Source organism: Chitinophagaceae bacterium, from assembly GCA_007695095.1.
Lineage (GTDB): Bacteria > Bacteroidota > Bacteroidia > Chitinophagales > REEL01 > REEL01.
This window is the reverse complement of the sequence record REEL01000167.1, coordinates 19,397-39,709: the sequence shown is the minus strand read 5'-3', so window position 1 is coordinate 39,709 and position 20,313 is coordinate 19,397. Positions and strand designations below refer to the sequence as shown.

Genomic DNA, 20,313 nt, shown 5'->3' with positions numbered 1-20,313 from the left:
TTTGCGGGGGAATTGAAAATGTCAGAATTAGGATTTGAAAGATTAAAGGATGATAGGATTATTGAAGGGGATAATAACAATATAGATAAAATCCAAAAATCACAAAATCCTAAAAATCTTAATACAGACAAAAAGGAGAAGGTATGAAGCACGAAGAAATTACACATAAAATAATTGGCTGTGCTATGAAAGTACATAGCACTTTGGGCAATGGATTTCAGGAAGTAATTTACCAGCGAGCATTAGCCATTGAGATGGAAAAGCAGGGGTTGGGCTTTAAGCGTGAAATGGAAATGACTATTTTCTATGAAGGTATAGATATTGGCAAACGGAGAGTAGATTTTTTTGTGGGCGAAAATATCATGGTGGAACTTAAAGCATTAATTAAACTGGAAGAAGTGCACTTGGCACAAGCAATGAATTATTGCCAGGCATACAATTTACCTATTGGCTTATTAATAAATTTTGGTGCTAAAAGTTTGGAGTTTAAAAGGGTATACAATGTAAATCATCCTGAAAATAAAGAGTACATCAGAAATAATCCTGCAATCATTAAGTCCAAAAAATCCTAATTCTGACAATATGAATGAAGCAGAAACAAGAGCAGAACTGATTGACCCCAAGCTAAAGGCTTGTGGATGGGGCGTGGTAGAAGGCTCTAAAGTGCTTCGTGAATACCGTGTTACTGAGGGTAAAATTCAATCGGGTGGCGGTCGTGGTAAAAAGCTAATTGCTGATTATATACTAGTGTATAAAGGTATTAAACTTGCTGTAATAGAAGCTAAGAGTGACGAATTAGAAGTTAGTGAGGGTGTCACACAAGCCAAACAATACGCTGAAAAGCTGCAATTAGAAACAACCTACAGTACAAACGGGAAAGATATTTACCAAATCTGCATGAAATTGGGGCAAGAAGAATTGGTTTCCGATTTTCTGAGTCCTGAACAGCTTTGGGAAAAAACATTTGCCGTAGAAAACCAATGGCGGGAAAAATTTGCCAATGTCCCCTTTGAAGATAAAAGTGGAACGTGGCAGCTTCGTTATTATCAGGAAATAGCTGTGCAAAGAGCATTAGAAGCTATCGCCAATGGAACAGACAGAATCTTGCTTACCTTAGCCACAGGTACCGGAAAAACAGCCATTGCTTTTCAAATTGCTTGGAAATTATTTCAAACTCGATGGAGCCTTCAGCGAGATGGTAGTAGAAGACCACGCATTTTATTTTTAGCAGATAGAAATATTTTAGCAAATCAGGCATTCAACTCATTTTCTGCTTTCCCTGATGATGCTTTAGTGCGAATAAAACCCAGCGAAATAAAGAAAAAAGGAAGAGTCCCTACGAACGGAAGTATTTTCTTTACCATTTTTCAAACCTTTATGTCAGGTACTGATGAAAGTGGAAGTCCGCAACCTAATTTTGGTGAATATCCTAAAGATTATTTTGATTTTATTATCATTGATGAATGCCACCGAGGTGGAGCTAATGACGAAAGCAATTGGAGGGGTATATTAGAATATTTCAGTCCGGCAGTTCAGTTGGGATTAACTGCTACGCCCAAAAGGAATGACAACGTAGATACTTACAAATACTTTGGTGAGCCCGTTTATATTTATTCGCTGAAAGAAGGTATAAATGACGGCTTTTTAACACCTTTCAAAGTGAAGCGCATTAAAACCACTTTAGATGATTACCGCTACACATCAGATGATATCATAATTGAAGGCGAAATTGAAGAGGGTAAACTCTACCAAGAAAAAGACTTTAACCGAAGCATTGAAATTGTAGAAAGAGAAGCCAAACGCATAAATGTTTTTTTAGATGAAACTGATCAATATGAAAAAGCAATTATTTTCGGTGCAAATCAATCACATGCTGCTTTATTGAGAGATTTGGTTAACCAGTACACCAAAAGCAAAGACCCTTTCTATTGTGTTCGAGTAACTGCAAATGACGGAGAAGAAGGAGAAAGACTTTTGAGAGAATTTCAGGATAATGAAAAAACAATTCCAACTATTCTGACCACTTCGCAAAAACTTTCTACAGGTGTGGATGCACGAAATATTCGAAATATCGTTTTGCTACGTCCGGTTAACTCCATGATTGAATTCAAACAAATTGTAGGTCGTGGTACCCGTTTATTTGATGGTAAAGAGTTTTTTACTATTTACGATTTTGTAGATGCCTACAAGCATTTTAGCGATCCGGAATGGGATGGTGAACCCTTAGAGCCGGAACCAAGTAAACCTAAGTCATATCCCATTTTAGACCCGGATAACATACCTGTTGTTTCAAATCCTGACGAACCAAGACTCAAAAAGAAAAGAATTAAAGTAAAACTTCGAGATGGAAAAGAAAGAGAAATTAAACACATGATTTCTACTTCATTTTGGAGTGCAGACGGAAAACCTATTTCAGCAGAAGAGTTTTTGAATAACCTGTTTGGAGAGTTACCCAAACTTTTCAAGGACGAAGACGAGTTACGAAAAATATGGAGTAATCCGCTAACAAGAAGAACATTGTTAGAAAATTTAGATGCAGCAGGATTTCCAAGAGAAGACTTGATAACTTTGCAGAAGTTAGTGGATATGGAGAAAAGTGATCTCTATGATGTTTTGGAATATGTATTCAATGGCGACTATATAGCCATGACAAGAGAAGCAAGAGCTAAAGCAGCCGAAGCAACAATATATGCTCTAATAAATGACAAACAAAAAGAATTTATCTCATTTGTTTTGAGCAAATACGTTGAAACCGGCGTAGATGAACTCGATCAGGAAAAACTTCCGATATTATTGACAAATAAATATCAGTCATTGGAAGACGCTAAAGAAATTTTAGGAGACGTAGCAAACATCAGTAAACTGTTTATAGAATTTCAGGAACATCTTTATAAGCAGAAAGTAGCGTAAAGACAAATGAGCTAAAAGTCCTTAATCCCTTAGTAATAAATGAATTTATGAAAAGCCTCAAACCCGAAGATTTTAAAGTTACCAAAGCTGTAAGGCTTGCTGATATTCCTACTGACTTAGATATTAATGCCGGTTCTACAGAAAAAGAAAATGCTTTACAAGAAGTCGGAAAGGAGTTGAGTAAATTACAGGATGTCATGTACGCGCATGACAAATATGGTGTTTTGGTTTGTCTGCAAGGGATGGACACAGCCGGAAAGGACAGTCTGATACGGGAAGTTTTTAAAGCTTTTAATCCACGCGGTGGAGTGGTGCATAGTTTTAAGTCTCCAAGTAATAAAGAGTTGCAACACGACTACTTATGGCGTCATTATTTGGCTTTGCCTGAAAGGGGGAAGTACGCTATTTTCAATCGATCGCATTATGAAAATGTATTAATAACCAGAGTCAGGCCGGAATATCTGCTCAATGAAAACCTCCCGGGGATTGATAAAATAACAGATGTTAAGCCCGATTTTTGGGAAAAACGCTTTGAACAGATTATCAATTTTGAGCGGCACATTAGTGAAAATGGAGTTATTATTTTTAAGTTTTACCTGCATATGGGTAAGGAAGAACAGCGGCAGCGCTTATTGCGACGACTGGAAGTTGAAAAGCATAATTGGAAATTTACGCCTAGTGATCTTGAAGACCGGTCTAAATGGGATAAATTCATGGGATATTATGAAGATGCGATTAATCGCACTTCTTTTCCGCATGCTCCCTGGTATGTTATCCCGGCTGATGATAAGCAAACAGCACGATATATAGTGGCTAAAATACTACTCGAAGAAATGTCTAAATACACTGACATCAAAGAGCCTGAACTAGATCCTGCCATCAAAGCCAATATAGAATTCTATAGGGAAAAGTTAAGAAAAAAGGAGTTGTAATTTAATTTCCCGGAAAAAAAGATTCAAAAGTACCATCACTATAAAAAAGAATCGTCTTCACAATTTTTTTTGAAGTATTCGCTTCAATATGCGGTTTAGCCGGTTTTGGAACTTCAGCTTCTTCAGGAATATTTTCAGCTGTTTTTTCTTCTTTGGGTTCATCCGGTGGGGTAGAGGAAGGTGACAATTCTTTTTCAGGCTTTTTATGTCCCAGTAATAACCATTCAGCATCTACATCCGGAAAAGCAGCAATTATTTTAATAATCATATCTAATCCGGGCTTATTTCTTCCCGATAAAATATGCGAAACAGAGGATCGCTGTATACCAATTTTGTCTGCAAATACGGATGGACTTAATCCATGTGCAGCCATTATTTTCTTTATTCTTTCAATCACTTTTGTAAATTTACAAGGTTAAACCGGCATGTAAATCTACATAATAATAATGAGAAAATTATCAGTAAAAATAAATAAAAGATTGTTTATTATTAAAGCTATATACTAAATATACTTACCTAACTTATTGATAAACAAAACTATAAAATAAAACTATACACTTTTGTAAACTCCTTTAAAAATGTAAGGTTATTTATGTAAATTATCTTGATTTTAGTGTAGTTTTCTGTTTACTTTTGTAAACTTACTATGTTTTAGGAAAGTTACTATTGTAAATAACCGATTGCATCTGTAACAAGTGTCTTTGAAAATGTGCTTCGTTAATCAGAAGGGTATCTGCCAGATTTAGACGAATAATAGATGAGACCGGAGAAACTATTGCTTTGGTATTTATATCAATTTGTTTACAATATTCAATCTCTTTTAAGAAATTATCTAAAAGCTGAATAAACTCTAAAACTATATCCGGAGTATAGACTTTGTTTTTAACCGGTTTCATTTTTGGTGGAGCCGGAATTTTTATATTTCTGGTTTCCGGTTTCACAAAGTAAAGTAACAGTTTGCCTCTCAAACCTGATGTGATAGCTTTACTTTCATCCTTTTCGCTTTTAAATACTCCTTTGTTTCGTTTATTTTCAATTTCAATCAAATAGTCACCACCGGAAACTAACAGGTGGAAAATACATTCACCAATTGACCACTTTTTAGGGGTTTCTTTCCAATTAATCTGATTCTCATTGAGTTTAGTGAGTTCCTTTTCAGTAAAATTTTTAATAGAATTAAATCCTTCAGACAGGTTTTTAAGCAATTCAGCTTTGTTTGTATTAGTTTTCATAGAATGGGTTATTAATTATGCACTTATTAACTTTATAAGTAATTAAAATTATAAAACGTTCATCTCTCATGTCTTTTTGAAATTGCATTGACCATAACTAAAACGTAAAAAGCTTGTAGAGTAAGTTTCTACAAGCTTTTTATTGAACCAAAAAATGAAAGAAATGTAATTTAAACCTCTAACATTCCCTTTCCTTCACGTATAACTTCGACGTCCTCGGAGGTCATATCCAATACTGTAGATGGTTCATTGTCGCCAAATCCACCGTCCACAACTATATCAACTAATTTGTGATATTTTTCATAAATCATTTCCGGATCGGTCATATATTCTAATACCTTATCGTCATGATGAATAGAAGTAGAGGTGATAGGATGTCCTAAGCTCTCAACTATTGATCTTGGAATATTATTATCAGGCACTCTGATGCCTACGGTGTCTTTTTTAAACTTAAAAAGCTTTGGTACATTTTTGTTTGCTTTTAAAATGAAAGTATAAGGACCGGGTATAAGCCTTTTCATCATTTTATAAATAGGCTTGCTAAAAGGAGCGGTAAATTCAGAAATCTGACTTAAATCATGGCAAACTAAAGAAAAATGTGCTTCACCATTTTCAAGTCCTTTAATTTGTCGTATTCTTTCCATGGCTTTGCTGTTAAAAATGCTGCAACCAATGGTGTATAAAGTATCAGTTGGGTACACTATGATTCCGCCATTTTCAAGGCATTTAGTAATTTGGTCAACTTTTCTTTTATCCGGGTTGTCCTGATTGATATTGAGTAACATAAATTAATGATTTTAGGTGATAAAATATTTACAATACTTACGAATTTATTTTTAAAAAGGTATAAACTTTCATGGAAATTATTTTACAAATTGTTAATAGTTGAAAAAAAGGATTCCACAGTCTCTTTTTCTTTTTTACTGCCTAAATTTGTGATCATTTGGAGGATTAAAAAATCCTTGTAATAAAAGGACTGAAAATGGACAAATAACTCATACCTGCCATGAATTAAGCCCTTTAAATGTGGTAGAGGCAGCACTTCATAATTTTTTTCTAAAACAACAGACCTGTTATCTAAAACATCGTTAAACGAACGCCTCAGAGACTCTTCTACTTTATCCGGTGTTTTTGTTTTCTCTATAACTATTATGTAGCTAATGCCGGGCTCTGAATAGGTAAATGAGTAAGAGTTTAAATCCCCTGTTTTGGAACGCTGATATAAAGGAGTATCCGGAAAATAAAAATTAAGACCCGATACACTATCGAAAATTTCGACTACATCAATGTGATGTGCTGTCGTTAATTTTTTATTTGTATTTATTTCGGAGAAACAAGTCATACATAATATTACAAAAAAAAAGAGAAAATGCAACATTTTGGACATATGAATTGCTTTAATTTTTAAAAAATAATGAATAATTGTGAAGCACTATAACGCAACTTACTTTTTCCTGGCTCTGAAAGACCAGGTTATTTCAAATTCTGCCACCACATTGCCATCTAAGTCTCTTCCTGTAGTTTGTTGAATAAGCTCAACAGATTCACCGCTATCTAAGGTTTTGAGAACAGCTTCTTTGATATTATTGCCTTCGTTACAGGTAAAGGTGACTTTAGTAGTGGCCTTTTTAACAAATTTGCACCTCAGATCAACTACCAGCATTGAAACAGAGGGTTTGCATTTATGTAATGCAATAAGCACCATAATTCCTGTGCTCATTTCTGCTGCCATGGCTAAAGCAGCAAAATAAGTAGATTTAAAAGGATTTTTATTTAAATACTTATAAGGTATGGTAACTTCGCCGGTTTCCTTGTTTAAAGTTTTTACACGCAAACCGGTTAATAAAGCCAATGGAAGCTTTGCTAAAAAGAAAAACTTCAATAAAAAGTTATTTTTTAACCGTTTACGGAGTTTTTCTCTTTCAGTTTCCAGTAAGTCATACTCAGCTGAAATACTTTCAAGTCGATGATTTTCTAACTTAGTTTGCATATTTATGTTTTAAAAAAATCATAAGGTGATGGGTAGTGAAATGTATAATCTAATGTGTTTTTAATTTTTGAATTTAATACTTTTTTTCCGAAATCAAAAGTGTCCGGTTTAAATTCAGGAGCTTTAAATCCCTGATGACGAGCTGCAAATTCATAAAAATCTTTTCTTTTCGGGTGTTCATCAGCACAAATATTAAAAACAGTATTTTGATATATTTCTTTTGTCAATAGCTGATTTAGAATTTCAATTATATCGAAGCTGTGAATAAGATTTATTGCTTTTTCAGGATCTGCGAGGTCTGTTTTTCCTGCCATAAATCTACCGGGCATTCTTTCCGGTCCGCAGAGACCGGCTAATCTGAGAATACTTGCAGGGGTTTCAATATTGAGCAAAAGCTTTTCTGCTTTATAAATTTCTTTTGCATTCTCGGTTTCAGGTTTACATTCTGTATTCTCATCCACTTCAGTTTGCATGTTTCCATATACTGAAGTTGAGGACATAAATACAATCCATTTAATTTTTTTAGAAAAAGATGCGTGCTGTAAAATTGTATTTAAAATAGTTGAAAGTTGCGGGGCTCCATTTTTCTTATTTTGTGGGGGTATAGTAAAGATTAATACATCTGTGACAAGCAAATCTTGCAGACTTGATAAAATATCATTTTTAAAATCTAATACAGAAGCATTTATACCATGATTATTGAGATAGTTTGCTTTTTCATCAGAAGTGCAACTGCCTTTGACTGTGTAATTTCGAGCAATTAAATTTTGAGCAATTTGCGTACCCAGCCACCCAAGGCCGATAATTGTAATTTCCGGTTTTTTGCTCATTTAATTTAATTGTGGGTTTTCCGGATAATTAGCCATATTAGCAAATTCACCACCAAGATCTATGAGGCAATCGCGCCATAAGTTTTCAGTATCCTGTTCCATTACAAATTCACTTTTGGCATTGGTAATTACCCAGGCATTATCTTCAACTTCCTCATTGAGTTGGCCGCTATCCCAACCGGAATAACCAAGAAAAAATTTTATATCTTTTTGACTTATCAATTGTTGGTTGATAAGCGTTTTTATCTGTTCGAAGTTTCCACCCCAAAATAGACCGGTAGTAATTTCTTTGCTCTCTGCAATTAAATCCCCTTTTGAATGTATATAATGTAAGGTATCATGCTGAACCGGACCACCTAAATATACCGTTGGATTAAACTCATCAAAACCTTCCACTAAATCATTGAAGGGTAGGGGGATTGGTTTATTAAGAATAAAGCCAACAGCTCCGTTTTCATGCACTTCACTCAGCAAAATGACCTTTCTCTTGAAATTTGCATCCTGCATAAAAGGTTCTGCTATTAATAAATCTCCCGTTGAAGCTGATTGCTTCATAATTAATTAATTTTTTATTAAAAAATAAACTCCCGTTAAATACGCAAAATCTCATGCATTATTTAATCATATGCTAAGTTAAAAAGAATTCATTTTTAAAAAAGGAAAAAATTCAGTTTCCGAAAACTAAATTTTTAAAAATTAAATTTGTTTTTTCGAAAAGAATACTGCAATGATTTATCTTTATGACTGAGATGAAAGTAATTTATAAATTCTCTGATTTGTCTTTTTTAAACCCGAATAAATAGAATAAATTAAAAATCAAACAAATGAAAAATATCCTATTTCCAACTGATTTTTCTGATGCAGCCTTAAATGCTTTTCAATATACACTTGAGTTTGCTAAAAAAATGAATGCAAAGATTACATTATTGCACGTTTACAGAATTCCAATAGTAGATGCCAATATGCCCGGTGAATTAATCAATCAAATGAGCAAAGAGTTAAAAGAACAGGCTGAGAAGAATCTTAAAAATTTAATCGACAATGCTCTTTTGAAACCGGAAAATGCGGATAAAAAGGAATTAGAATTCGACTTATTAGTCAAACAGGGTTTTGCTGTTGATGAGGTAGTTTATGCAGCTCAGCATTTAAAAGCCGATATAATTACAATGGGCACAACCGGTGCCAGCGGCTTTAGGGAAATTGTTATTGGAAGTAATACATCAAAAGTTATTGCTAAATCAGACATTCCTGTACTAGCAATACCTGAAAATGCTGTTTATAAGCATATTGAAAAGATAGTTTATGCATCAGATTTTCATGAAACGGATTCAATTGCTCTTCAACAATTAGTGAAAATTGCAGCTAATTTTGATGCAGGAATCACTATTCTGCATATCGTAGAAAGCTATGAAATCGTCAATAAAGAGAAAATTAAAAGTTTGAAAGCTACTATACAAACACAATTGAATTACGAAAAGATAAATTTTGATTTTAGAGTTTATTCCAATTTATTTGATGGTATTGAAGAATATATACAAACTGATAAAGTTGACTGGTTAGCTACCTTAAACCGAAAAAGAAATATGTTTGAAAAGCTTTTTAACAGGAGTTTTACCCGAAAAATGGCTTTTCATACTAAAGTGCCATTACTTGCATTCAAAGAATAGCTTTTTTTTAAAACCTATTCTCATTATTTGTTGTTGTATTGTAAAGTATTTAAATGACAGTTTATGTACAAAAATTGAGATTTCACCCATACAAGATATTTGTTTATGGTCTGATAGCCGGTCTCACCTTTATGTTTCTTAGCTTATCGGTATCCTTTTTATATGCAAATTTTCAATTTCAATATCCGGATTTGAAACTGCCTGTAGTTATACATATTAATACACTTATAATAATATTTAGCAGCATTAGCCTTTGGTATGCAGAAAAAAAGCTCAATAATGAAGATATACTTAGATTAAGAAATGCTGTTGGAATTACTTTTGGTTTAGGAGTTTGTTTTATTTTTTTACAATATAGTGGTCTTTCTATTTTAACCGAAGCCGGTTTGGGTTTAAGAGGCAGTCAATCCGGTTCCTACTTTTATCTGATATCCGGTTTACATGTATTTCACGTTTTGATAGGACTCGTTTTTTTGCTTGGAGCGCTGGCTCAATCCAATGCTTGTGTTAAAAATGATGTTAAAGCATTGGTCTTTTTAACAGATCCTGTTAAAAAGATGTCGTTTAAGTTAATGGCATTTTACTGGCACTTTGTTGGCTTGCTTTGGATTTATTTGTACATAATTTTCATTTTAGCCACTATCGTTTAAATGTCCTTTTTTTAACTTGTAAATAAGTAAATGAGCAGATTTAAACGGCTACTTCTGTTAATTTTTTGCTTGATTAGTGGAAAATTAATTTTTTATTTACTTACATTTTCAAATAGCCATTTTTTATTCCACAATAAATTGCTCACTTAAGACACTTGTATTAGCACTTCAACTAATTTACGCTAAGTGTCAGATAAATAGGTTAGTATAGAACCAGTGCTAAAAATATTAGCAATAAATTTCTTGTTTCTCGAACTGAAAAATATTGTTAAAACTCCATTTTTAGTCTCAGAAAAGTTTTTAGCTGAAAAAAAATTAGAAAAAATTTGCAAAAAACGAAAATTCGCTAAAACATTTTTTGTAATTTAGCGTATATATAGTATAGATAAAAAATGCTTAAGTTTCTTTAAGGCTTCAAAATGAAAATTAAATTAGTTATATCCTTCATGGTTTTGTTAAGTTTAGCTTCCTGTAATAATGTTTACAGGATAGCTAAACATAACATTCCCGGTATAACGGATTATTTAGTTTTTGATTTAGATATAATAGACAAACCGGATACGGCTTTTATTTTTCCACAGAGTGATCAAGCCTTGCTTCTTCCAAGTCCGTCAGACTGGGTAACCGGTAAGCACGTAAGCAAAAGACAAGATTTTGAAACATTTTTAAGACGTACAGGTACGGTTAGTTTTTTAATAATAAAAAATGACAGCATTCTTTATGAAAACTATTTTCATAATTACAGGCAGTCTACTGCAGCTCAAGTTTTTTCAATTACTAAATCATTGGTTTCTGCTTTAGTCGGTATTGCTATTGAAGAAGGGTATATTACAGATATTAACCAAAAAGTATCTGATTTTATTCCGGCATATAAAGAAGATGGCCGGGATGCCATTACAGTAATGCACTTGTTAAACATGACCGACGGATTAAATTTTTCAGACTATACCACTATGCATTTACTTTTAGGAATGTATTATCATAACAATCAAAAGGCATATGTTGATAAGATTAAGCTTAAGCATAATCCCGGCGAAGTTTTTGAATATAAATCTGTTTCGACTTTAATTTTGGGGATGGTTTTGGAGCAAGCTACCGGAAGGCCATTAGCTAAGTATATAGAAGAAAAGATTTGGAAACCGCTAGGAATGGAATATACAGCAGCTATGATGCTTGACAGCCCTGATGGCACCCCATTGGCATATGGCGGATTAGTTGCCAGAGCAAGAGATTTAGCTAAAATTGGTCGTTTATATATTAATAAAGGAAACTGGGAGGGAACTCAGATAATTCCTGAAAAATGGGTAGAAAACTCTTTTTTGAGAGACACTGTTTTTGGACAATATTATAATTATAATAAATCATGGTGGTTGGATACCTATATTGACAGGCCACTTTTTGAAAAGAGGGATTTATTTGCGGGTGGATATGCAGGACAGGTTTTATACATAAATCCGGAGCATGATTTGATTATTGTCAGACAGGGAAATAAACGTTCCGGAATCAAATGGGGTAATTCTATTTCAAAATTAGCTTTTTTGATTGTAAATGAAAAAAATGACGAAGAGCCTTTTTTTATAGATAAAAACTTTTTGGCCGGAAATTATAAAAACCACTCAGGTATAAACTTTGAAATTAAAATAGTGAATAACAGATTGTTAATTACCGATGGTTTTGTTACGATTCCACTTGAAAAAGAAAGTATGTTAAATTACAGAAATCGTAAAGAAAACATTCAATTATTTATAGATTATATAGAAGGTGAAGTAAATGGTTTATTTCTGGACAGAAACCGTTCAATTGAATATTTCTCAAAGGATGTAGAATTTATAGTAGAGGTCGATTAACATTTACTATGAAACATTTTTCAACTTTATTAGCAATTTTATTTTCCGGAACAATCACTCTTCACGCTGAAATAAATCCCGAAAACATTACCATTGTAAGAGATCAGTGGGGAGTGCCTCATATCTTTACCAAAACTAATGCAGAAGCCGCTTTTGGATTGGCATGGGCTCATGCTGAAGATGACTTTTATACCATACAGGAAGTATACCTTACTGCTAAGGGCTTTATGGGAAGAATAAAGGGCAGGGAAGGGGCCGTAAGAGATTTTCTTCTGCATGCCTGTAGAATTAGGGAAACTGTTGAAAAGAAGTTTGAAACGGACTTGTCTGCAGAGTTTAAAGATTATCTTAAAGCATATGCAGCGGGTTTAAACGCTTATGCCGCAGCTAACCCTAATCAGGTAGTACACCGAAAATTATTTCCGATAGGTCCACAGGATGCTCTTGTAAGTTCAATGTTTACATTAACTATAGTTACGGGTGTGCATAATTATATTCAAGATGTAATTGAGGAAAATTTAGTAGATCTTCCACAAAATATAGGCTCAAATACCTATGCTGTAAATAGCAATATGTCTGAGGATGGTAGTACATATTTAGCTGTAAACCCTCACACCCCTATGGAGGGCAGCTTTTCCTGGTATGAAGTTTACTTAAACTCTGAAGAAGGTCTAAATATTCTAGGAGGAACATTTCCCGGAGGAGTTAATGTTTATTCCGGCACCAATAAAAATTTAGGTTGGGCTCATACCTGGAATGGACTCAATTTGGTTGATGTGTATCAGCTGGAAATGCATCCTTCAAAAAAGTATAAATATAGGTTTGACGATAAATGGTTGGAATTGGTTAAGCATCCAATTTGGTTGAGGGTAGCGCTTATAGGTAAAATTAGCATACCGGTTCGAAGAGTTACTTACGAAAGTATACATGGTCCGGTTTTTAAAACAAATCAGGGGTATTTTGCCATTCGATATGCACTATACAATGATATTCGAGCAATAGAGCAATGGTACAGAATGAATCTAGCTAATGATTTTAATGAATTTTACGATGCTTTGTCCATGAATGCACTGCCAAGATTCAATATAGTGTATGCGGATCGAGATGATAATATATTTTATTTGAATACCGGACTGATACCAAAAAGGAATGAGGGTTTTGATTATACAAAAGTTCTGCCCGGTAATACTTCCGCAAGTTTTTGGAATGAAGTATATACTGTAGATGAATTACCGCAATTATTAAATCCGGTTTGCGGATTTTTGTTTAATGTGAATAATTCTCCTTTTTCTGCAAGCTGTGCTGAAGAAAATCTACAGGCTGAAAATTTCAGTCCTGATATGGGTTTTCGAATTAATGATAACAATAGAGCTTATAGGTTTAAAGAAATCATTGCGAAATACGAAAAAATAAATTTTGAGGAGTTTAAGGCAATTAAATGGGATGAAAGCTTTCCTGAAAATTCTGTTTTTTTGGAGAGTTTATTACCTATTTTTGATTTACCTCCATCAAGATTTCCACGAGTTTCCGGAACTATTAAGCAAATACAAAGCTGGAATGGAGTAGCAGATTTAGAAAGCACAGGAGCCAGCTTAATGCTGCTGACATTTCAATACATTTTTGACAAATTAGATTTAGATGATGCTGCTTTTTTATCCGGTATAAGCATTGATGAAGAACTTTATGTTGAAGCCTTATACTATGCTCAAAATCACTTAATTACTCATTTTGACAATACAGAAGTTCCTCTGGGAGTTCTGCAAAGACACGTAAGAGGTGAAAAAAGTTTACCGGTTTCAGGCTTCCCGGATGTATTAACTGCCCGCTATGGAGTAAAAAATGAAAGGGGAGAATTTGATATTATGATAGGTGATGCATATACCATGTTTGTCAGATTTTCTAAGGAAAATGAATACCCTGAAGTAGAAACCTTACATCCATTTGGAAGTTCTTCCAGACCGGAAAGCCCACATTATACAGATCAAATGGAATTGTACATAAATAAACAAACAAAAACCATGACCCTCAACCCGGAGGAAATAATGGAAAAGGCCGTTAAAATTTACAATCCTATGTAGATTTTAATTTTTTCTTAAATTTAAGTTCTTTTTTAACCAACACTTTTTAAACGAAACTCTGAACCATGTCTTTAATTAAACGATTACATCTGACTAAACTGATATTCTTTTTGCCAATTATAGTATTGGTTTCCTGTGCTGAACAAACTCCCTTTGAGGACGAATTGCTGGAAAAACTGATTTTAGCTCAAAAGGGTGATATCATTGAAATTGAAGAGGGAGTTTATCACTTTACCCGAACCTTGTCAATTATGGATAAGGAAGATATAACTCTAAGAGGCAGAGGTATTGGAAAAACAATTTTGCGCTTTGATAATCAAACGGAAGGTGCGGAAGGCATTCTAATCAGTGGGAAAAATATAACTATTGAAGATCTGTCAGTTTATAATACAAAAGGGGATGCTATTAAAGCACGAGACTCCGACGGAATTACTTTTAGAAATTTAGAAGTTATCTGGGAAGGTCAACCGGATACATCACATGGGGCCTATGGACTATATCCGGTAAGTTCCAATAATGTCGTAATTGAAAATTGCCGGGCAAGAGGTGCATCTGATGCAGGTATTTATGTAGGCCAATCAAAAAATGTGATTATCAGAAATAATCATGCCTGGGAAAACGTATGTGGAATTGAAGTTGAAAACAGTTTTTTTGTTGAAGTTTATGAAAACTTAGTTGAAAATAATACAAGTGGATTGATGATAATAAATTTGCCTGAATTACCACAAATCAACGGATCTGATGTAAGAGTATACAACAATCAAATAATTGGTAATAATCACTATAACTTTGCTCATGAAGGGAATTTGGCTTCTATGATTCCTTCCGGATCGGGCTTGTTGATTATGGCCTATAGAAATATAGATGCTTTTGACAACATCATTGAAAACAACAATACAGTTAATGCTGCTATAGTGAGTTATAAGATGCTTGACAGACCTTACGATGACGAAAACTTTAACCCCTATAACAGCAGTATTAATCTTTTTAATAACCAATTTGGCAGGGGAGGGATGGATCCTGACATAGAAAATCCGATAGGTGCATTTATGACTCATCTTTTTGGAGATAATCGTTTTCCTGATGTTTTTATAGATGCATTTGACAATCCGGCTAATTTTGATGATGATGGGGTTTTAATTGAGGAGCGCCGAATTTGTTTAAATAACAATACCAATATGACGTCAGCCAAATGGAATATTGAAGAAGATGGCTCAAATACAGTTGAATATGACTCTGATTTATTTGACTGCGATTTGAATCCATTGCCAAATTATAAAATGAGAAATTTATAGCAGTATGCATTTCAAAAAGTATTTTAAAATACTTGTTTTTCTGCTTTTTATCTCATTCAGTTTGTCTAAATGTAATTATATCAGCAGGGGAGATGAAGTCCGTTTTGATTTAGCTGATTTGCCGTTACCAAAGCTCTCTGACTACAACTTCTTTAATGGAAAACCTGCAGATCATATTCCTAATAACAGAGTAATACCCTATGGTTTAAAAAATCAGCTTTTTTCTGATTACTCTGAAAAGTTACGGTTTGTATATGTACCGGAAGGTGAAAAAATAGTCTATAAAGAGGAAGCAGTATTTGACTTTCCTGTAGGAACCGTTTTGATAAAAACATTTTATTACCCCAAAGACTTCAGGGAAACATCTGTTAACAGACAAATCTTAGAAACCCGTTTATTAGTAAACCATCCCGACGGCTGGGAAGCTTATCCCTATGTTTGGAATGATAGAATGACCGATGCTGAGCTTTCATGGATTGGGGGAAGAAAAGAAGTTAGCTGGATTAATGAGTATGGAGAAAAAATCAATTTAGATTATCTGATTCCCAATAGAAATCAATGTAAAAACTGTCACGAAAAAAAGACCAAAATGATTCCTATAGGTCCGACAGCAAGGAATTTAAACAAAGATTTTATGTATGAAAGCGGTGATTTTAATCAATTGACATATTGGAATGAAAAAGATGTTTTGGCTGATTTGCCCGATAAAAATTTGATTCCGGTGATTGCAAAATGGAATGATGAATATAGTGGCAGCCTGAATGAAAGAGCAAGAGTTTATCTGGATATTAATTGCGGACATTGTCATAATCCCCAAGGCTCAGCACATAATTCCGGTTTGAGTTTAGACTTTTTTGAGATGAATCCTTCCCGTTTAGGGATTTGTAAAGCACCAATAGCTGCAGGAAGAGGATCCGGGAACAGAACTTACAGCATTTCTCCCGGAAATCCGGAAAATTCTATACTTTTATACCGAATGGAATCCACTCAAGCGGGTATTATGATGCCCGAGATTGGCAGACGTATGGTACATACTGAAGGTGTACAGTTGATTAAAGAATGGATAGAAGATATCGAGTTAAGTAATCTTTGTCCTTAATAGTAGAATTATTATGAGAAAAAAAGAATGCCCTTCTTGTGCAATGCAAGTTGATAGCAAACTAGAAATTTGTCCGGTATGTGAGTATGAATTTCCGGATAATGCAGGTTCCGGAGCTTATAGAACAGTGATAGCTATTTTACTACTTATATTGTTCTTAGGTATGATATTTTGGGGTTTATTCACTTAAGATTATCAAAGGCATTGAAATCGACTTGTTGCATCCAACGATTTTGATGATATATCTGCCTGTAGTTAGCCCGATTTCTCCGACTGAAAAAGTAGTTTTGTGATTATCTAAAACATTTTTTCTCAATGTCAGCAATTTTCTTCCTTCAACAGTATAAAATGAAAATTCAGCGATATCACAAGTTGTATCAAAAGTAATATGAAAAATATCTTCAGCAGGATTTGGAAAAACAGTCCCTTTTGATAAGTTTTTTGATAGGGAAGGGGCATTACTTACAACTTTATAATTATAGGTAACACTTGAGGTGTAAATTATATCTCCGTTGGGTGTCCCGTCACCATCAGCAGCATTGTAAGCAGCAAAAAAAGTGACATTTTCTTCCGGTTCGCCTGAGGGAGCAATCCACTGAAAGTCCCATTCCTTAATAGTATCATTAACTTCTATACCCAAATTAGTATGCGTTATATAGCGATCATTGCTTGTTGTTTGAGTTTCATGTGAATTACTTAAAAATGTGCCTAAATACTGGCCATCCAAAGTTTGAGCTGTCATTTGAAAACCAAAAACATTTCTATCCGGATGACTGATAAAAGTATTTATTGTATAAGATTCTCCCGGTAAATAGCCTGATGTATCAATATTTGCTATAATGTTGTTATAAACCTCTGTGGTTGTTCCAAAATGACAACCGGCACCGGCACAGGTATTATTGAAATTTCCCGGGGCACCGGAAAATCCGGAAGGAGCTCCTATAGAGTATGATTGTACATTTTGCATAAAATGCAGAGTAATAAAAAAAAAGCACAACAATACAAAAATATATTTAATCATATTGTCATGCTTTTTTTTTGTAAATTTTACAAAAATTACTGTTTAGTAAACTTTTGTTCACTTTTAACTCCGTCTTCAGATGTAATTCTGAGTATATATGTACCCTTATTTAAATAGGAGATGTTCAAGTTATTTTTAAAAGCAGTTTCTTTAACCAGTTGTCCTTTAATGTCGTAGACGTTTATTTGTAAATCATCCAGGTCTGCATTAGAAATTTCTATTGTTAAAAACTCTTGTGCCGGATTCGGATAAATTCTAACAGATAAATTATTAGCTAGTTCTGTAACGTTCACGGGTTGTTCTTCTTCGATTTCCGGTAAAGTATAAGCCCAAACGTCATTATGGATTACCGAAGTAGCTTTACTAACTCCTGAAGTAAAATAAACTGTGTCGTGAACTACGAATGCATTTGGTGCCCAACGACTTTGGTTTGGGTGTGGCTCTAATTCTGTCCAGGTATCAGTTTCCGGATCGTATTGCCAGAACTCACCGGTTTCCATGTAGCTGTGGTCATTACCGTCTCCGCTAAGAACATAACCGTAGTTTCCGTGAGAAAACTGTGAACCTGCAACTCTTTCTTCTCCCGGGTGGTCATTTAATGTTGTCCAGGTTTCATTTTCCGGATCAAATTTATACCAATCGTCATAAATAACAATTCCGGGTCCGTTACCATGTCCTAATCCTGCATACACATAATCCCCAACTGCAAAATGATAAGGGTGATGTCTAGGAGGACCCGGTAAATCATCCAATTGTCTCCATGAATCTAATTCTATGTCATATACCCACCAGTCATTTAGATTTTGATTATGATTTCCCAATCCGGCAAATATTTTTCCATTATGTGCTACAAAAGCCGGATGTTGCCTACCTAAGCAAGGGCAATTGGCCAATTGTGTCCATTGTTCTGTAACCGGATCATAACTCCATAAATCATCGAGATATTCAGTTGAAGTTGCACCAAATCCAATGTATCCAATGCCGTTGTATACAGCACCAATTGAAAAAGATCTGGCTGTACCCGGGAAATCTTGCAATTGTTCCCAGGAGTCATTGGCCGCATCATACTTATAAAAATCATTCAGAGGAACGTTCTGTGCATTGCCACCTGTTAAAAGATATCCGTAATCACCAATTCCCCAAGTTACCGGGTGATGTCTGGGAACTCCGGGATAAGAATTTTTTTCAATCCATTCGTCAGCAATTAACTGAAAACAAATTGTCAGTATTAAAGTAGTTAAAAAACTTTTTTTCATTTATTTGATTTTAGTGAATAGCTGCAATTAAACAAATTACAGCAGTAATAGTTTTTATAAAACTTAAAGTTATAAAAAAAACAGCATTATAACGAATTTGAATTATTCGAATAAGCAGAGTCCTTTTGTTACATAATTTATATTATGTTAAATAGGATTTTTGAAAAGAAGATTAAGATTCATTAATACCCCCTAAAACATAAAAGCCACTCTGAATTTTCAAAGTGGCTTTTATTAATGAATAGCTTATCATTATACTTTATCAATCTTATTGTAAGCTTTGTATTTGAGCTCTGATTTCTGATACTTTATCGTAATTTCCTAAACGAGCATAAATTTCTCTTTTAGCATTCAACAGACCTATATATGAAGATCGCATTGCAGGATCTTCTAAATTTATATCTAAAGCAGCACCATCTTTAAAATACGGTAAAGCTTTTTCATATAGTTTATCTCTTTGATCAACTAATTCTTTATACTTACGGTCACTCAACTGTCTGCCTTCCTCATTAATTCTTTGATTTATAACAATAGCCTGATTGTAATACAATGCTCCCAGATTGTTATAAACATCAAAATAAGTAGGATCAAGTTCTAAAGCTTTTTTATAAGTAGCTTCAGCATTTTCTTTGTCCTCAATATTATCATAAGCAGTTCCTAAAGCATAATATAATTGAGCATTTTCTTTATCTACATTAATGGCTTCCTGAAGTTTAGCTATAGCCTCCTCATGCCTTTCATTAGCTAAATATATATTCAATTCATCGATTATCAAACCGATATTATCCGGATACTTTTCAATACCACTTCTTAAAGTAGCTAAAGAAGCTTCTTCATCACCCTCATCTAATTGCATTCGGGCTAAAGATTGAAAAATAGCAGGATTATCATATTCCAAATCAATTAGATTACGAAATAATTCTTTAGCCTCTGAAGTTTTGTTAATCTGACTGGCAGCTAAAGCTGCATTTAATGTAGTCGCTTCAATATCTATAGCCGAAGGAATATCGTTTTCATTAAAGAAATTAAATAATTCTATATTCTTTTTGAAATCCTGATATGCTTGTGAGGGGTTGTTTTGTGTAAAACTTTCCACACCCCTTTGAAAATATAACATAGAAATCGTGTTCAGATTTTGAATAGCTTCATCCCTGTTTCTGAATCTTCTGTCATCTACAGTAAGTGCTTTTTCATAAGAACGAGCTGCTTCATCTAATGAATGCGGGTATTTTTCCTGATATTCAGGGTCTTCATACATTGTATGATAAATCAAACCTCTATAGTACCAGGTTCTTCCCTGATCTTTAGTTCGCTCATGAAGAATGGCATCATCTATAGCTTCCATTCCTTTTTCAAGAGCTCCCCTGTCGTTATCCCGGTTAAAGTAGTTTAAATAATTAAATGCACTGACAACTTTTGAATTTTGAGCTGTAAGCGGAAGTACCATAAGCGTTAGTACTAAAACAATTAGTAGTTTTTTCATCTTTTCTATTCTTGAGTTTAAAA

The 20,313-nt window shown here is 34.0% G+C and carries 19 protein-coding genes; 9 read left to right on the top strand and 10 right to left on the bottom strand.

Annotated features, from left to right (window positions below):
• Positions 1-143: 143 nt before the first annotated feature.
• Genes EA412_13985 through EA412_13975 form a run of 3 tightly spaced genes read left to right on the top strand, consistent with a single transcriptional unit; the run spans position 144 to position 3,842 of the window.
• Positions 144-572, top strand: a complete 429-nt coding sequence (locus tag EA412_13985) for a GxxExxY protein (GenBank protein ID TVR76306.1) — start codon at positions 144-146, stop codon at positions 570-572.
• A 10-nt stretch (positions 573-582) separates the two neighbouring features.
• Complete coding sequence (locus tag EA412_13980) at positions 583-2,910, top strand: DEAD/DEAH box helicase (protein ID TVR76305.1); 2,328 nt, start codon at positions 583-585, stop codon at positions 2,908-2,910.
• Between the two features lie 47 nt (positions 2,911-2,957).
• Complete coding sequence (locus EA412_13975; protein TVR76304.1) at positions 2,958-3,842, top strand: polyphosphate kinase 2 family protein; 885 nt, start codon at positions 2,958-2,960, stop codon at positions 3,840-3,842.
• A 1-nt stretch (position 3,843) separates the two neighbouring features.
• On the opposite strand, the gene EA412_13970 is transcribed toward EA412_13975, so the two are convergent.
• The 7 genes from EA412_13970 to EA412_13940 all read right to left on the bottom strand — a co-directional run bounded on the left by EA412_13970 (position 3,844) and on the right by EA412_13940 (position 8,449).
• A complete protein-coding gene (locus tag EA412_13970; GenBank protein TVR76303.1) occupies positions 3,844-4,215 on the bottom strand; it encodes an XRE family transcriptional regulator in 372 nt (123 codons plus the stop codon).
• Positions 4,216-4,486: 271 nt separating this feature from the next.
• Positions 4,487-5,074, bottom strand: coding sequence for a DinB family protein (locus EA412_13965; protein ID TVR76302.1), 588 nt, complete (start codon positions 5,072-5,074; stop codon positions 4,487-4,489).
• A gap of 170 nt (positions 5,075-5,244) precedes the next feature.
• Entirely contained in the window at positions 5,245-5,859 is a 615-nt protein-coding gene (locus tag EA412_13960; protein ID TVR76301.1) for a threonylcarbamoyl-AMP synthase, read from the bottom strand.
• A gap of 83 nt (positions 5,860-5,942) precedes the next feature.
• A complete protein-coding gene (locus EA412_13955) occupies positions 5,943-6,416 on the bottom strand; it encodes a hypothetical protein (protein TVR76300.1) in 474 nt (157 codons plus the stop codon).
• A gap of 102 nt (positions 6,417-6,518) precedes the next feature.
• On the bottom strand, positions 6,519-7,064 hold the full coding sequence (locus EA412_13950) for a DUF4442 domain-containing protein (GenBank protein ID TVR76299.1): 546 nt from the start codon (positions 7,062-7,064) through the stop codon (positions 6,519-6,521).
• Positions 7,065-7,066: 2 nt separating this feature from the next.
• Complete coding sequence (locus EA412_13945; GenBank protein ID TVR76298.1) at positions 7,067-7,894, bottom strand: NAD-dependent epimerase/dehydratase family protein; 828 nt, start codon at positions 7,892-7,894, stop codon at positions 7,067-7,069.
• Positions 7,895-8,449, bottom strand: a complete 555-nt coding sequence (locus tag EA412_13940) for a YqgE/AlgH family protein (GenBank protein TVR76297.1) — start codon at positions 8,447-8,449, stop codon at positions 7,895-7,897.
• Positions 8,450-8,718: 269 nt separating this feature from the next.
• Between EA412_13940 and EA412_13935 the strand changes: the two genes are divergently transcribed.
• The 6 genes from EA412_13935 (at position 8,719) to EA412_13910 (ending at position 16,530) form a co-directional block, all read left to right on the top strand.
• On the top strand, positions 8,719-9,561 hold the full coding sequence (locus EA412_13935; GenBank protein TVR76296.1) for a universal stress protein: 843 nt from the start codon (positions 8,719-8,721) through the stop codon (positions 9,559-9,561).
• Between the two features lie 53 nt (positions 9,562-9,614).
• Entirely contained in the window at positions 9,615-10,211 is a 597-nt protein-coding gene (locus EA412_13930) for a hypothetical protein (protein TVR76295.1), read from the top strand.
• 419 nt (positions 10,212-10,630) lie between these two features.
• Positions 10,631-12,058 (top strand): class C beta-lactamase-related serine hydrolase, encoded by a 1,428-nt coding sequence (locus EA412_13925; protein ID TVR76294.1) that lies wholly within the window; start codon positions 10,631-10,633, stop codon positions 12,056-12,058.
• A gap of 8 nt (positions 12,059-12,066) precedes the next feature.
• A complete protein-coding gene (locus EA412_13920) occupies positions 12,067-14,136 on the top strand; it encodes an acylase (protein ID TVR76293.1) in 2,070 nt (689 codons plus the stop codon).
• A 65-nt stretch (positions 14,137-14,201) separates the two neighbouring features.
• Complete coding sequence (locus EA412_13915) at positions 14,202-15,431, top strand: hypothetical protein (protein ID TVR76292.1); 1,230 nt, start codon at positions 14,202-14,204, stop codon at positions 15,429-15,431.
• A 4-nt stretch (positions 15,432-15,435) separates the two neighbouring features.
• Positions 15,436-16,530 carry a hypothetical protein gene (locus EA412_13910; GenBank protein ID TVR76291.1) on the top strand — a complete coding sequence of 365 codons (1,095 nt, stop codon included), beginning with the start codon at positions 15,436-15,438 and terminating at the stop codon, positions 16,528-16,530.
• A 178-nt stretch (positions 16,531-16,708) separates the two neighbouring features.
• On the opposite strand, the gene EA412_13905 is transcribed toward EA412_13910, so the two are convergent.
• The 3 genes from EA412_13905 to EA412_13895 all read right to left on the bottom strand — a co-directional run bounded on the left by EA412_13905 (position 16,709) and on the right by EA412_13895 (position 20,290).
• Positions 16,709-17,551: a T9SS C-terminal target domain-containing protein gene (locus EA412_13905; GenBank protein TVR76290.1), complete on the bottom strand. Its 843-nt coding sequence runs from the start codon at positions 17,549-17,551 to the stop codon at positions 16,709-16,711.
• Between the two features lie 35 nt (positions 17,552-17,586).
• Positions 17,587-18,807, bottom strand: coding sequence for a T9SS C-terminal target domain-containing protein (locus EA412_13900; GenBank protein TVR76289.1), 1,221 nt, complete (start codon positions 18,805-18,807; stop codon positions 17,587-17,589).
• A 268-nt stretch (positions 18,808-19,075) separates the two neighbouring features.
• Positions 19,076-20,290, bottom strand: a complete 1,215-nt coding sequence (locus tag EA412_13895; GenBank protein ID TVR76288.1) for a tetratricopeptide repeat protein — start codon at positions 20,288-20,290, stop codon at positions 19,076-19,078.
• Positions 20,291-20,313 lie beyond the last annotated feature (23 nt).